Annotated in this window: 13 protein-coding genes; 8 read left to right on the forward strand and 5 right to left on the reverse strand. The window is 74.1% G+C overall.

Annotated features, from left to right (window positions below; genetic code table 11):
- Positions 1 to 122: 122 nt before the first annotated feature.
- On the forward strand, positions 123 to 1,292 hold the full coding sequence (locus amrb99_RS44435) for a CU044_5270 family protein (RefSeq protein WP_190868040.1): 1,170 nt from the start codon (positions 123 to 125) through the stop codon (positions 1,290 to 1,292).
- Between the two features lie 133 nt (positions 1,293 to 1,425).
- Here the strand turns inward: amrb99_RS44435 and amrb99_RS49755 are convergent, their stop codons facing one another.
- Both amrb99_RS49755 and amrb99_RS44445 read right to left on the reverse strand, forming a co-directional pair.
- Positions 1,426 to 1,845 carry a hypothetical protein gene (locus amrb99_RS49755; RefSeq protein WP_194737729.1) on the reverse strand — a complete coding sequence of 140 codons (420 nt, stop codon included), beginning with the start codon at positions 1,843 to 1,845 and terminating at the stop codon, positions 1,426 to 1,428.
- 83 nt (positions 1,846 to 1,928) lie between these two features.
- Positions 1,929 to 3,479, reverse strand: a complete 1,551-nt coding sequence (locus amrb99_RS44445) for a pentapeptide repeat-containing protein (protein WP_190868042.1) — start codon at positions 3,477 to 3,479, stop codon at positions 1,929 to 1,931.
- A gap of 193 nt (positions 3,480 to 3,672) precedes the next feature.
- Here amrb99_RS44445 and amrb99_RS44450 point away from each other — a divergent pair, with 193 nt between their 5' ends.
- The 3 genes from amrb99_RS44450 to amrb99_RS44460 all read left to right on the forward strand — a co-directional run bounded on the left by amrb99_RS44450 (position 3,673) and on the right by amrb99_RS44460 (position 7,330).
- Positions 3,673 to 4,221: a hypothetical protein gene (locus amrb99_RS44450; RefSeq protein ID WP_190868044.1), complete on the forward strand. Its 549-nt coding sequence runs from the start codon at positions 3,673 to 3,675 to the stop codon at positions 4,219 to 4,221.
- 132 nt (positions 4,222 to 4,353) lie between these two features.
- Entirely contained in the window at positions 4,354 to 6,438 is a 2,085-nt protein-coding gene (locus amrb99_RS44455) for an RNA degradosome polyphosphate kinase (protein ID WP_190868047.1), read from the forward strand.
- A complete protein-coding gene (locus amrb99_RS44460) occupies positions 6,431 to 7,330 on the forward strand; it encodes an NUDIX hydrolase (RefSeq protein WP_190868049.1) in 900 nt (299 codons plus the stop codon). Before amrb99_RS44455 ends, amrb99_RS44460 begins: the two co-directional genes overlap by 8 nt.
- A gap of 133 nt (positions 7,331 to 7,463) precedes the next feature.
- On the opposite strand, the gene amrb99_RS44465 is transcribed toward amrb99_RS44460, so the two are convergent.
- Entirely contained in the window at positions 7,464 to 8,990 is a 1,527-nt protein-coding gene (locus amrb99_RS44465) for a CYTH and CHAD domain-containing protein (RefSeq protein WP_347257127.1), read from the reverse strand.
- 123 nt (positions 8,991 to 9,113) lie between these two features.
- Here amrb99_RS44465 and amrb99_RS44470 point away from each other — a divergent pair, with 123 nt between their 5' ends.
- The gene (locus amrb99_RS44470; protein WP_190868053.1) at positions 9,114 to 9,812 is read left to right on the forward strand and encodes a haloacid dehalogenase-like hydrolase; all 699 of its coding nucleotides are present in this window, start codon (positions 9,114 to 9,116) and stop codon (positions 9,810 to 9,812) included.
- On the opposite strand, the gene amrb99_RS44475 is transcribed toward amrb99_RS44470, so the two are convergent.
- Positions 9,809 to 10,453 carry a TetR/AcrR family transcriptional regulator gene (locus tag amrb99_RS44475; RefSeq protein ID WP_190868056.1) on the reverse strand — a complete coding sequence of 215 codons (645 nt, stop codon included), beginning with the start codon at positions 10,451 to 10,453 and terminating at the stop codon, positions 9,809 to 9,811. The two genes, amrb99_RS44470 and amrb99_RS44475, sit on opposite strands and share 4 nt — an antisense overlap.
- A gap of 95 nt (positions 10,454 to 10,548) precedes the next feature.
- Here amrb99_RS44475 and amrb99_RS44480 point away from each other — a divergent pair, with 95 nt between their 5' ends.
- Entirely contained in the window at positions 10,549 to 11,478 is a 930-nt protein-coding gene (locus amrb99_RS44480) for a zinc-binding dehydrogenase (protein ID WP_190868058.1), read from the forward strand.
- A 61-nt stretch (positions 11,479 to 11,539) separates the two neighbouring features.
- Positions 11,540 to 11,941: an ester cyclase gene (locus amrb99_RS44485; protein WP_190868060.1), complete on the forward strand. Its 402-nt coding sequence runs from the start codon at positions 11,540 to 11,542 to the stop codon at positions 11,939 to 11,941.
- On the opposite strand, the gene amrb99_RS44490 is transcribed toward amrb99_RS44485, so the two are convergent.
- Entirely contained in the window at positions 11,909 to 12,400 is a 492-nt protein-coding gene (locus amrb99_RS44490; RefSeq protein WP_190868062.1) for a GNAT family N-acetyltransferase, read from the reverse strand. The two genes, amrb99_RS44485 and amrb99_RS44490, sit on opposite strands and share 33 nt — an antisense overlap.
- A gap of 113 nt (positions 12,401 to 12,513) precedes the next feature.
- Here amrb99_RS44490 and amrb99_RS44495 point away from each other — a divergent pair, with 113 nt between their 5' ends.
- On the forward strand, positions 12,514 to 12,849 hold the full coding sequence (locus amrb99_RS44495) for a hypothetical protein (protein WP_190868064.1): 336 nt from the start codon (positions 12,514 to 12,516) through the stop codon (positions 12,847 to 12,849).
- Positions 12,850 to 12,856 lie beyond the last annotated feature (7 nt).

The following is a 12,856-nucleotide window of genomic DNA, read 5'->3' on the forward strand; positions in this document are numbered from 1 at the left end:
GATGCCGCCGCCGGTCCCGCGGGGACGCCCGGCCAGGCGCGGGGTCCGGCGCGGGGTCCGGCGGCCGAGGCGGCGGGCCGCCCGGTGCGTCCGCAGATGGGAATCGTCAGTGAGGAGAGGGCATGAACGACGTGCTGCGGACGCTGCGCGAGGCGAGGCCGGCGGAGCTGAACCCGGACGCGCCGGTCGGTGACGAGGTCCGGCGGGCCGAGCTGGCGCGCGCGATGGCGGCGCCGGCCGGGTCCGGCGCGCGGGAGGCGCGGGTGCCGCGGCGGTCCCGGGTCCGGCCGGCGTGGGGGCTCGGCCTGGCCGGTGCGGTCGCGGCCGCCTCGGTGGGCGTCGTGGCGGTGACGTCCGGCGGCGACGGCGGTCCGAAGGCGCCGGGCCACGGCCCGCAGGCCGGGCCGGAGCGGCCGCTCGACGCCCGGACGGTGCTGCTCGCCGCCGCCGAGAAGCTGGACAGGACGTCCGAGCCGGCCGGGCGGTACTGGCACAAGTCGACGGTCGGCACCAGCTCGTGGCTGGCCCGGGGGCAGGGCGGGGAGCGGTACACCGTCCTGCTCATGGAGAGGTCGGACGAGTGGGCCCCGGGCGGGCCGGGCGGGAAGATGATCGCCCGGCAGCAGCGGCTCGGCGTGAAGCCCGCGTCCCCGGCCGACGCCGCCGCCTACCGGCGGGCCGGGTCGCCGAAGACACTGTCGCTGCAGGTGCCGATCCAGCCGAGCGGCAAGGGCGGCTACAAGGCCATGAAGGTGTCGACCGGGCCGGGGACGGCGTCGACGAGCCGCTCCGCGCTCGTCGACGGCGACAAGGTCTACTGGCTGGGCCGGAACGTGACCATGAAGCAGCTCCAGAGCCTGCCGGACGACCCGGCGCGGCTGAAGAAGGAGGTGCTGCGCTGGTACGACGGGCACGACACCGAGTCGTCGAGCGTGCCGATGAAGGCGGACGCGTGGCTGTTCCGGGTCGCGGGGAGCCTGGTCACCGAGCTGCCCGTGCGGCCGAAGGTGCGGGCGGCGGCGTTCCGGCTGCTGGCCGGGCTGAAGACGGTCGACTCCGTGGGCAGGGTCACCGATCCGCAGGGCCGCACCGGCGACGCGATCGGGATGACGGAGAAGAGCGCGGGCGGGACGGTCCGGCATCTGCTGGTGATCGACCCGGCGACCGGAAAGGCGCTCGCCGACGAAAGGGTGCTGCTGGCCCCGTCGGGGAAGGAGCCGCGGCCCGCCGGAACGGTGCTCGACTCCAGCTCCGTGATGACCATGGAATGGACGGATTCCGCGCCGAAGTGACGCGTCGGCGATGATCCGCGCCCATGCCGGGCGCGCATCGGGGGAGGGACGGTGCCATGGCCTCGGCGGCCGTGCGCCGTCCCTTCCGCCGCTTCGCGAAACGGGTCGCCGTGATCGGGGCGTGATGGCGTGATCAGGCGCTTTTGGGGGTCCGGCGGGCGGTTCTCTGGGCGGCCCGCCGCTGCGCGGCGGCGGTGCGGGCGCGGTTCAGGCTGTCGCGGACGCGGGCGGCGCCGCGCATTGCGGTGGCGGAGTCCTTGACGCGTCCGGCATAGGCGGCGAGGACCTCCGCGACGGGCGGCGGCTGCCATTCCTCCTTGGCGGTGACCGGCGGGACGGGCGCTTGTGCGGGCGGTGCGGGTCGTGCGGCGGACGGTGAAGCGGGCCCCTTGGCGGGCACCGTGTCGGACGCTGTATCGGGCACGGTGTTGGGCACGGTGCCGGAACCCGGGGCGGGCACCGCTGCGGGGGCGTTATTTCCGGGCACGGGGACGAGCGCGAGATGGGAATGGCAGTGCGGGCACTGCACCCCCGGATGAGTGTCTCTGCTCATAACAAGAATCATTACCCAAAGCACTGACAAAACAGCGCCGCGCCCTTTTGACGATCATCCGGGGCGGTCCGATGACGCGGGTGTCAGGGCGTGAGGGGGCGCACGCCCCGGCGCGGGGCGGGGTGCGCCGCGCGCCGTCCGGACGAGGAAAAGGGCTGGTGGGAACGGGTGCGGACGGCCGCCTCGGGGTGCTGGTGGCGGACGAGCAGCAGCCCGGAGCACACCAGCGCGAGGGCGAGCACGAGCCAGGCCGCCATCCGCCCGGCGCGCAGCCCGTACCCGCTGGTGATCCACAGCAGGTGCAGGGCCCAGCGCCGCCACTGGTGCGGCTCGCTGCGGCGGCGCATCTCCAGCGCGCTGTAGCGGAAGTCGCGGGCGAGGCGGGCGCGGTCGGAGCCCGCCGTGGCGCGGGCCAGCTCCCGGTAGAGGTCCTCCAGCCCGCCCACGCCGCACGCGGCGTCGCCGTCGGTGCGCGCCAGGTCGTCGGCGAGCACGGCGCGGCCGGCGCCGCCGTGCACCCAGGGCCGCCAGCGGTGCCGGTCCGGGACCGTAGCGAACGGGCAGTCGCCGCTGATCCGCAGCCGGTCGGGGCGGACGAGGCCGAGGAAGCCGCAGCCGCTGAGGTCGACGTCGGCGAGGTGCAGGCGGGCCGCGTCCACCCGGCGCAGCGACACCAGCCGGACCGTCGCGGGACCGGTCCACGACTCCGGCTCGGCGAGCCCCTGGAACGGGTTCGGCAGCGACCGGACGTTCACCGCCGCGTCGAAGCAGGCGCCCTCCAGGTCGAGTTCGGCGCGGCGCAGCCGGAACTCGGCCTCGCCGCGGACCGTGAGGGCGCGGGCGTGCACCGCGCGCGCGGCCGCGTGGACGCGCAGCCCGCCGCGCGCCGCGGCGTCCGCGAGGCCGATCCGGCCGCCGGCGACGAGCGGGCCGAGCCACAGCCCGCTCCGGAACCGGGTGCGCTCGAACCGGGCGTGCCGGGCGACCTGGACCCGCCGGAACGAGACCGCCGCGCCGAAGCACGCGCCCTGCATCGCCGCGTCCCGCCCGAACCGGGCGCGGTCGAAGCAGGCGGCGCCGAAGAACACCGCCTTGGGGAACGCGGCGTCGGCGTGCCAGACGGCCTCGCCGAACAGCGCGTCGCCGCTGAACACCGCCTCCTCGAAGGAGGCGTGCCGGTGGAACCTCGCCTCGTGGAAGGAGGCGTTGCCGCCGAACCGCGCCCCGCGGAAGGAGACGTGGCCGAAGAACCGCGCGTCGAAGAACGACGCGCCGCCGAGGAAGCGGGCGCCGTCGAACGAGCTGTCGCCCTCGACGCACACGCCGCGCAGCACGGCGTGGGCCGGCAGCACGGCGCCGTCGAACCGGGCGCGGCCGAGGTGCGGGCGCCCGTCGGGGCCGGTGACCGCGTCGAGCACCGCGTCCAGCAGCGACGGGGAGACCGTGACGCCGCGCAGGTCGAGGTCGCCTCCGGGGTGCAGCCCGGCCGCGAACCGCTCGAACTCGGCGGGCCGCAGATGGGCGGGGCAGCCCGCGAATCCGCCGGCGGCGCGCCCGGTGCATCCGTGGACGGCCGAGCACCGCGGCCACAGGACCGCGGTGGAGGACGGAAGGGAAGGCTCGTGAGAGGTCACCGTCCCGTTGTACCTACAGGGCGTTCCCCCGGGAAGCTCTCCCGGCGGTCAGGTCGTTACTTCCGCATGGTTACTGTACGCACGGGAACGGCCACACTAGGACGTTGATTGGCTGTTTACCTCGTCTGTCACCGCTTTCGCGTAAGTCCCTCGTTCTTCTTCGGGTTTGTCCGTGCCGTCGTACTGTGAGCGCATGGGGGAACGGAGCCGCTGGATCGCGGACCTCGACGCGCTGCCGGGCGACGCGCCGGACCTCGCGGACCGCGTCCTGACCCGCCTCGTCGACGCCGGGATCGTGCTGGCCGAGCGGACCGACTGCGTCCTCGGCGACGCCCCCGGCGGGTACGCGCCCGGCCCGGCCGCCGGGTCGGTGGCGATGGGCGACCCGGCCGGCTTCCCGGACCTGTGGCCGAACGGCCTGGAGATCGACGTCGGCCGCGGCGCCTACTACGGGACGATGCGCGAGGACGACCGGGTGCGGTGCCCGCGCTGCGGCGCCTGGCTGCCGTTCGAGACCGTCCTGGACGCGGTGGAGGAGTGGCTGGAGGGCGGTCCGGACGCGCTGGTCTGCGCGCGCTGCGGCGAGCGGACCGGGTTCAACGGCTGGCGCTGGCCGGTGCCGTGCGCGTTCGCGGAGCTCGGGCTGCGGTTCTGGAACTGGCCGCCGCTCGCCGACGTGTTCGTCGCGGACCTGGCGGCCTGGCTGGGGCACCGCCTCGTCACCGGTTCCTGCGGCGTCTAGCCGCGGCCGGCCGGGAGAGGACCTATGTCCCGGTTGATCAACGGGAACCGCGGGCATGATCGACGTATCTGACTCTTCGCCGAAACATCGGCGTTCCACCATTGTTCACCTTGGTCAGGGAAAATTGGGGACATGACCGTCAATCCAGGACATCTTCCTCGTGCCACCGAAGCGCTGCCCGACGACCGCTTCCTCGATCGCGAAGAGAGCTGGCTGCGCTTCAACCAGCGCGTCCTGGAGCTGGCGGAGGATCCCGAGCTGCCGCTGCTGGAGCGCGTCCGGTTCCTGTCGATCTTCGCGAGCAACCTCGACGAGTTCTTCATGGTCCGCGTCGCCGGCCTGGCCCGCCGGATGGCGACCGGCCTCGCCGTCCAGTCCGCCAGCGGCCGGCAGCCCCGCGAGGTGCTGGAGCGCACCGGCGAGGTCGCGCACCAGCTGATGCGCCGGCACGCCGCCTGCTTCCGCGAGGAGGTGCTGCCCGACCTCGCCAAGGAGGGCATCGAGATCCTGCGCTGGGACGAGCTGGCCGAGACCGAGCAGGAGCGGCTGCGCCGGCTGTTCCGCGACCGGATCTACCCCGTCCTCACCCCGCTGGTCGTCGACTCCGCGCACCCCTTCCCCTACATCTCCGGCCTCTCGCTGAACCTCGCGGTGATCGTCCGCGACCCGGAGACGGACGCGACGATGTTCGCCCGGGTCAAGGTGCCGCCGCTGCTGCCGCGCTTCTTCGAGGCGTCCCCGGACCGGTTCACCCCGCTGGAGGACGTGATCGCCGCGCACCTCGGGCAGCTGTTCGTCGGGATGGAGGTCGTCGAGCACCACGCGTTCCGCGTCACCCGCAACCAGGACCTGGAGATCGACGACGACATCAGCGAGGGGCTGCTCCAGGCGCTGGAGCGCGAGCTGCTGCGCCGCCGGTTCGGCCCGGTCGTCCGGCTGGAGGTCGAGGAGTCGATCTCCGACGGCGTGCTGGAGCTGCTCACCACCGAACTGGCCATCGAGGAGCGGCAGATCTACCGGCTCGTAGGGCCGCTCGACCTCGCCGGGCTCGGCGCCATCGCCGACCTGGACCGGCCCGAGCTGAAGTACCCGCCGTTCGTGCCGTCGAAGGAGGCGCTGCCCGAGGACGTGGACATCTTCTCCGCGATCCGGCAGGGCGACGTCCTCGTCCACCACCCCTACGACTCGTTCACCACGACCGTGCAGCGGCTGATCGAGGACGCCGCGACCGACCCCGGCGTCCTCGCGATCAAGCAGACGCTGTACCGGACGAGCGGCGACTCCCCGATCGTCGACGCGCTGATGAGCGCCGCCGAGGCGGGTAAGCAGGTCGTCGTGGTGGTGGAGCTGAAGGCCCGCTTCGACGAGCGCGCCAACATCGCGTGGGCGCGCAAGCTGGAGACGGCCGGCTGCCACGTCGTGTACGGGTTCGTCGGGCTGAAGACGCACTGCAAGCTCGCGCTGATCGTCCGCGAGGACCCGGACGGCACGCTGCGCCGCTACTGCCACATCGGCACCGGCAACTACCATCCGAAGACGGCCCGCCTCTACGAGGACTTCGGCCTGCTGACCTGCGCCCCCGACGTCGGCGAGGACGTCAGCGCGCTGTTCAACCACCTCACCGGCTACTCCCGGCAGGGCTCCTACAACCGGCTGCTGGTCGCGCCGAACAGCCTGCGGTCCGGGCTCGTCCAGCGGATCGAGCACGAGATCGACAACCACCGCGCCGGGCACCGCGCGCGGGTCCGGATCAAGTGCAACTCGCTGGTCGACGAGGTGATCATCGACGCGCTGTACCGGGCGTCGCGGGCCGGGGTGCCGGTGGACGTGTGGGTGCGCGGCATCTGCGCGCTGCGGCCGGGCGTGCCGGGGCTGTCGGAGACGGTCCGGGTCCGCAGCGTCCTCGGCCGGTTCCTGGAGCACTCCCGGGTGTTCGCGTTCGAGAACGGCGGCGAGCCGGAGGTGTGGCTCGGCAGCGCCGACCTGATGCACCGCAACCTCGACCGCCGCGTCGAGGCGCTCGTCACCGTCACCGACCGGACCCAGCGCGACGAGCTGATCGCGCTGCTCGACCGGGCCATGGACGCCGGCACGCACGCCTGGGCGCTCGACGGCGACGGCACCTGGACCCGCAGCGAGCCCGGCCCCGGCGAGACGCTGCTGGACATCCAGACCCACCTGGTCCGGAGCCGGCGGTGGAGGACGGTCGATGACTGACGCCGGTGCGCACGCCGGCCCGATCCGCGCGGCCGGCGCGCTGCTGTGGCGCGACGGCCCGGACGGCCCCGAGTTCGCGGTCGCGCACCGCCCCCGGTACGACGACTGGTCGTTCCCCAAGGGCAAGCTCGACCGGGGCGAGCACATGCTGCGCGCCGCCGTCCGCGAGATCGAGGAGGAGACGGGCCTCGTGCCGCGGCTCGGCCGCCGCCTCCCGACCGCGAAGTACCGGCACGGGGACCGGCCCAAGCGGGTCGAGTACTGGGCGGCGCGGCCCGTCGCGGAGGCCGCGTTCACGCCGAACGACGAGGTCGACGAGCTGGCGTGGCTGCCCGCGGCCGAGGCCGAGGCGCGGCTGAGCTACCCGCACGACGCCGACCTGCTCCGCGCGTTCCTGGACGGGCCGTCCCGCACCTGGCCGCTGATGATCGTCCGGCACGGGTCGGCGGGGGAGAAGCACGCGTGGCGCGAGCCCGACGAGCTGCGCCCGCTGGACGGGCGCGGCCGGGCGGAGGCGGCGGAGCTCGCCGCGCTGCTGCACGCCTTCGGCCCGGCGCGGGTGCTCAGCTCGGCGACGTCCCGGTGCCTGGAGACCGTCCTGCCGTACGCGCGCCGCATCCGCGCGGACGTGGTCACCGACGCCGCGTTCACGGTCGGCGAGACGGGCCCGGACCGCGCCCGGGAGCGGCTGCTCGACCTGCTCGGCGACGGCGTCCCGACCGTCGTGTGCACGCACGGCGAGAACGTGTCGGAGCTGGTCGCGGGGCTGTGCCGGGAGCTCGGCGAGAAGGTCCCGGACGACCCGAGCCTGCACAAGGGCGAGTTCTGGGTGGCCCACATCGGCGAAGGGGCGCTGGCCGCCCTGGAGCGCCATACGCCCAAGTCCCGTTGAGCCGCGGCGAGCCGTCGCCATCCGGCCGTTCGAAACGACGGCTCGCCGCCGGCCTGACGTTCAGGCCGGCCTCAGGGGGGCTCAGAAGGCGGGCTCAGAAGGCGGGCTCAGAAGGCGGGCTCAGAAGGCGGGCTCAGAAGGCGGGGCCGAGCGTCTGGGACCAGGTCACCGAGAGCTTCTCGCGGGCGGTCTCCGCCTCGCAGCGCTCCCACCCGTACAGGACGCCGAGGTCGAACGCCTCGGACGGGTTCCGTGTGTGCGCGGCAGCCGCCTTGAGGTGCTCCATCGCGATGACGCCGTCCTGGTAGCCGCCCAGGACCTCCTGGATGCGCTTGGCGTCCTTCGCCACCCGCTTGGCCGCGACCCCCAGTACGGGCATGGCCAGCTCGGCGGCGTACCGCGCGCGCTTGGCGGCCTTGCGGGTCTCGTGACGCGCCACCTCCGCGTCCTCGGCGATCGCGATGGACGTGTACGCGCGCGCCATCCGGTCCCAGGACCGCTTCACCAGGTCTGGGAGTTCCTTGCGCGCCTTGCGGTCGGCGTCCTCCGTCAGCGGCGGCTCCGCGATGAGACGGTCCAGCTCGTTCAGCACCGCGAAGTACCGGGGCTCCTTGAGCGCCGCGTTCATCCGCCTGTAGGCGGTGCGCTCCTGGCGGGCCAGGTCGTCCAGCCACGCGGGCGCCGCCCCGCCCAGCCGCTCCTGGAACCGCATCCGCAGCACCTCCAGGTCGCGGACCTCCCCCAGCACCGCCGCGAGCCACCTCAGCTCCGGCCCGAGCGGTTCCGTGCGCGCCTCGTCCAGGACGGGCCGGTACGCCTTCAGCGTGCTGCGGATCCGGCGGACCGCCACCCGCATCCGGTGCACGGCGTCCTCCTCGCCCAGCCGCGCCTTCGGATCGAACGCCATGACGGCCTCGACCTGCGCCGCGAGGTACGCCATCACCGCGTCGCCCGTCGTCGCGGGGCCCTTCCCGTTGTCGATCGCCGCCACCAGCCGCGCCTTGCACGCGGCACGCGCGCGCGCCGCCTCCGACGGCGCGATCGCCCCGCCGAGCAGCCGGCCGAGCTTCGACGACGACTTCGCGCGCCGCGCCCCCGCCTTCCGCAGCCGCTTGCCCGCCGCCTTCAGCAGGTCGCCCGTCCCGTCCCCGAGCTCGACCTCGATCTCCCGCCACCGCTGCACGGGGGCGTCCGCGGGCGTCTCGTCCTGCACGTCCCGCACGTCCTGGCCCGTCACGAGGTCGTCGGCGACCTCCGCGAGCATCGCGCCGTCGCCCGCGTACAGCCGGACGACGGTCCGCCGCGTCTCCAGCGTCGCCACCGGACGCAGCGGCTCGCCCCGCGTGTACGCCGCGACCAGCGCCGCCAGCCGCGCCGGCACGACCTTCGGGCGTCCGAGCGGAGCGTGCAACTCCTCCTTGCCGTCCGGGCCCGCCGGCACCTTCAGATGCCATCCCGCGTCCGTCCCGCCGCGCCGCCGCCGCAGCGTGATCCCGTGCGCCGCGAGGCGCAAGTCGGCCGTGTCGAAGTAGCTCGCGTGCAGGTCGAAGGTCTCCGGTTCCCCGGCCGACGCCACCCCCGGCAGCCCGCCCAGCTCCGGAAGGACGAAATCGGCCCGGGCGTCGTACTTGTGCTCGATCTCCAGATGCCTTTCGGCCACGACCAGCTCCTTCGGGGAAGGTTCTTCGGGGGACGGCTTCAACGGCGGCGTGCACACCCAGATGTCCACCATTTCACGCCAAGGTGAACAGGAGCCGAAATCTTGACGGCCTACGATGCGTCCGTGCGCACCCTGGTCCTCTGGGACATCGACCACACCCTCCTTCACGCGGGCGGGCTGTCCGCGGACATCTACGCGGAGGTGTTCCACCGCGTCGTCGGCCGCCCGGCCGAGCACGTCGCGCCGATGGCCGGCCGCACCGACCGCGCCATCACCACCGACACGCTCCGGCACCACGGCGTCGACCCCACGCCCGACGTCCTCGAAGCGTTCACCGACGAACTCGCCCTCGCCTTCGAAGCGCGCGCGCACGAACTCGCGGCCCGGGGCCGGACGCACGACGGCGCCCGCGACGTCCTGGAGGCCCTCGCCGCCCGCCCGGACGTGATCCAGTCCGTCCTGACCGGGAACATGGCGCGGATCGCCGCCTGCAAGCTGAAGGCGTTCGGCCTCGACGCGTTCCTCGACCTGGAGATCGGCGCGTACGGCATGGACGGCGTCGAACGTCCGCCGCTGGTGGAGCTCGCCCGCGAGCGCACCGCCGCGAAGTACGGCGAGCGGTTCGGGCCGTCGAGCACCGTGCTGATCGGCGACACCCCGCACGACGTCCGCGCGGGCCACGAGGGCGGAGCGCGGGTCGTCGCCGTCGCGACCGGGGCCACGTCCGCCGCCGACCTGCGGCTGTCCGGCGCCGACACCGTCCTGCCGGATCTGAGCGACACCGCCCAGGTCGTCGCCCTCGTCCTCGGCGTCGCGCGCTAGCGGCCGCCGGCCTCCGCGCGGGGCGCGGCGGCGAGCGTGAGGCTGCCCGGCAGCGCCGCCACGGCGGCGCGGACGCGGGCGGCGAGGTCGGCCACCGAGGGCGGCTCCACCGCCGCGGACGCCCACCCGCCGAGGGCGTGCCGCCACGCCGCGACCAGCATGTCGCCCGCGAGCCGGGGCCGCGCGTCGTCGGGCAGGTCGAGGCGCCGGTGCAGGACGTCCAGGACGGACCGCAGGGTGTCGTCGCAGAAGTGCAGGCCGTGCGCGTCCATCGACGGCGTCACCTGGAGCAGCCGGTAGCTGCGCAGCGCCCGGTCCGCCCACTCCTCGTCCGCGACCCGCTCCAGCGCCGCGAGCAGCACCGACTCCAGCAGCCCGAGCAGCGGCCGGCCGTCGGCCGGGCACGTCTCCAGCTCGTCGAGGAAGGTGCGCCACAGGTCCTCCAGCGGCGCCATCGCGACGGCCTCCTTGCCGGTGAAGTACCGGAAGAACGTGCGCTTGGACACCTCGACCTCGGCGCACACCTCGTCGAGGGTGACCCCGCCGAAGCCGTGCTCGCCGAACAGGTCCAGCGCGGTGTCGATCAGCGCCTGGCGGGTGCGCTGCTTCTTGCGCTCGCGCAGCGACGGTGCCGTGGTCATGCCCAGGAGTGTATCCGGGAAGCGAATGCCACTTGCAGGCGTATGCCACTCGGTGGCATAAATGGGTCTGTTCTCTTCTCGGAAGGTGTCACCTCATGCGTGCTCTGCTCATCGACCACTCGACGGCCTCCGGCCTGCGCCTCGGCGAGACCGCCACGCCGGAGCCCGCGCCGCACCAGGCGCTGGTGCGGGTCCGCGCCACCTCGCTCAACTACGGCGAGGTCGCCCACGGCATCGCCGGAGCGCCGGACGGCGCCGTGCTCGGCTGGGACGCCGCCGGCGTGGTCGAGCGCGCGGCGGCCGACGGATCCGGCCCGGCCGCGGGCACTCCCGTGGTCACCCTCGGCGCGGACGGCGCGTGGGCGGAACTCCGCGCCGTCGACACCGCGCTGCTCGGCGCCGTCCCGCCGGATGCCGACCTCGGCGCGATCAGCACGATCCCGGTCGCGGCGGCGAGCGCGCTCCGCGCACTGCGCCGGATCGGGCCGCTGCTCGGCAAGCGCGTCCTCGTGCTGGGCGCCACCGGAGGCGTCGGCCGGTACGCCGTGCAACTCGCCCGCCTGGGCGGAGCCCACGTCGTCGCGTCCACCGGCGATCCCGCCGCGCACGGCGACGCGCTGCGCGCGCTCGGCGCCGACGAGGTCGTCGCGCACCCCGAGCAGGTCGCCGAACCGGTCGACGGGGTCGTGGACAACGTCGGCGGCTCCCAGCTCGTCGCCGCGTTCGGCAGGCTCGCGCCGCACGGCACCCTGATCGCGGTCGGCCACGGGACGGGCGAGGCGGAGACGTTCCCGTTCGGCGACCTCTTCGGCAACGACGGCCGGCACGACCGCTCCCTCGTCACCTTCTACCTGCTCGACGACGGCGACCTCGCCCCCGACCTGGCATGGCTGGGCGGTCAGGTCGCCGCCGGACGGCTCGACCCGGGGATCTCCTGGCGCGGCTCCTGGGGCGGGGCCGAGGAGGCCGTCGCCGCCCTCCTCGAACGCCGCCTGCACGGCAAGGCCGTCCTCGAGATCGGCTGACCCCGACGGGGCCGGCCGCCCCGCGCGGCGGCCGGCCCGCGCGACGTTGCACCATGGGCCCATGGATGCGCACACCCTGTACCGGCGGTGGCTGTTCGAGGCGTGGTCCGGCGACTACGACGTCCTCGGGGAGATCCTCACACCCGGCTTCGCCGGCCACTGGCCCGGCATGGACGTCCACGGCCCGGACGGCGTCGCCGAGCAGATCCGCCGGTCCCGCGCCTACTTCGCCGACATCGAGAACACCCTGGACGTCGGCCCCCTCGTCGACGGCGACCTGCTCGCCGCGCGCTGGACCTTCCACGGCTCCTACCAGGGCGGGATCCCCGGCACCACCGCCGAACCCGGCACCCGCATCGCGTTCGCCGGCCACGACCTCTTCCGCATGGAGGACGGGCGCTTCGCCGAGTACTGGCCCATCTCCGACGCCCTAGGCATGATGCGCTCCCTCGGCGCCCTCTGAGGTCTCCACCGCCTGAAGGGCGAGCTTGAAGCCCTCGTGGCTGCGGGCGAACCCCAGCGAGTCATAGAAGCGGTGCGCGCCGCCGCGCCTCTTGTGGCTGGTCAGCTGGACGAGCGCGCACCCCCGCGCGCGGGCCCGCTCGATCGCGCTCTCCATCAGCGCCCGGCCGAGGCCGCCGCCGCGCCGGTCCGCGCGGACCCGCACCGCCTCGATCAGGGCCCGTTCGGCGCCGCCCTTGCCGAGCCCGTGGATGTAGGTCGCCTGCAGGCAGCCCACGACCGTCCCGCCGTCCACCAGCACCAGCAACTCGTTGCGCGGGTCGCGGTCGATCGCCGCGAACGCCCGCTCGTAAGTGTCCGTCACCACGACCGACGCCGGATCCACGACCTTCTCCTCGTCCGCCAGCAGAGCCAGAACCGCGGGCAGGTCGGCCCGCGTCGCCGGACGCACACAGCGCATGCCGCCGACCCTATTCCGCCGGCCCGGCGCCGAAAGTCGTCGTCCCCAAGCCGGTCACTTCACCCGGGTCGCCGTGTCGGTACAGGTGACAGCGACCCACGAAGGGACCAGCGATGCAGAAGATCGCCGTAGTGCAGTACAAGGCCCGTCCCGAGCGCGCCGACGAGAACCAGCGGCTGATCGAGAACGTCATGGACGAGCTGGAGCGAGACGACCCCGGCGGCGTCCGCTACGCGGCGTTCCGCCTGGACGGCGACACGTTCCTCCACGTCGTGGTCAACGAGGACGACCGCGACGTCCTGCCGTCGACCCCCGCCTTCCAGGAGTTCCAGCGCGAACTCCCCGACCGCATGGTCCCCGGCACCCTCACCCGAACGACCGCCACCCTCGTAGGCGCCTACCGCGTCCTCCCCACCCACCCCGCCCAAGCAACGACCACCGCCAACTGAACGCGCA

The organism is Actinomadura sp. RB99 (genome assembly GCF_014706005.1).
In the GTDB taxonomy this organism is placed as follows: domain Bacteria; phylum Actinomycetota; class Actinomycetes; order Streptosporangiales; family Streptosporangiaceae; genus Spirillospora.

Excerpts from the sequence above, each read along its gene's own strand:
- amrb99_RS44485 (WP_190868060.1), top strand. The coding sequence starts at position 11,540 with ATGGATGCGCACACCCTGTACCGGCGGTGGCTGTTCGAGGCGTGGTCC.
- amrb99_RS44490 (WP_190868062.1), bottom strand. The coding sequence starts at position 12,400 with ATGCGCTGTGTGCGTCCGGCGACGCGGGCCGACCTGCCCGCGGTTCTG.
- amrb99_RS44460 (WP_190868049.1), top strand. The coding sequence starts at position 6,431 with ATGACTGACGCCGGTGCGCACGCCGGCCCGATCCGCGCGGCCGGCGCG.
- amrb99_RS44495 (WP_190868064.1), top strand. The coding sequence starts at position 12,514 with ATGCAGAAGATCGCCGTAGTGCAGTACAAGGCCCGTCCCGAGCGCGCC.
- amrb99_RS44435 (WP_190868040.1), top strand. The coding sequence starts at position 123 with ATGAACGACGTGCTGCGGACGCTGCGCGAGGCGAGGCCGGCGGAGCTG.
- amrb99_RS44455 (WP_190868047.1), top strand. The coding sequence starts at position 4,354 with ATGACCGTCAATCCAGGACATCTTCCTCGTGCCACCGAAGCGCTGCCC.
- amrb99_RS44480 (WP_190868058.1), top strand. The coding sequence starts at position 10,549 with ATGCGTGCTCTGCTCATCGACCACTCGACGGCCTCCGGCCTGCGCCTC.
- amrb99_RS44450 (WP_190868044.1), top strand. The coding sequence starts at position 3,673 with ATGGGGGAACGGAGCCGCTGGATCGCGGACCTCGACGCGCTGCCGGGC.
- amrb99_RS44475 (WP_190868056.1), bottom strand. The coding sequence starts at position 10,453 with ATGACCACGGCACCGTCGCTGCGCGAGCGCAAGAAGCAGCGCACCCGC.
- amrb99_RS49755 (WP_194737729.1), bottom strand. The coding sequence starts at position 1,845 with ATGAGCAGAGACACTCATCCGGGGGTGCAGTGCCCGCACTGCCATTCC.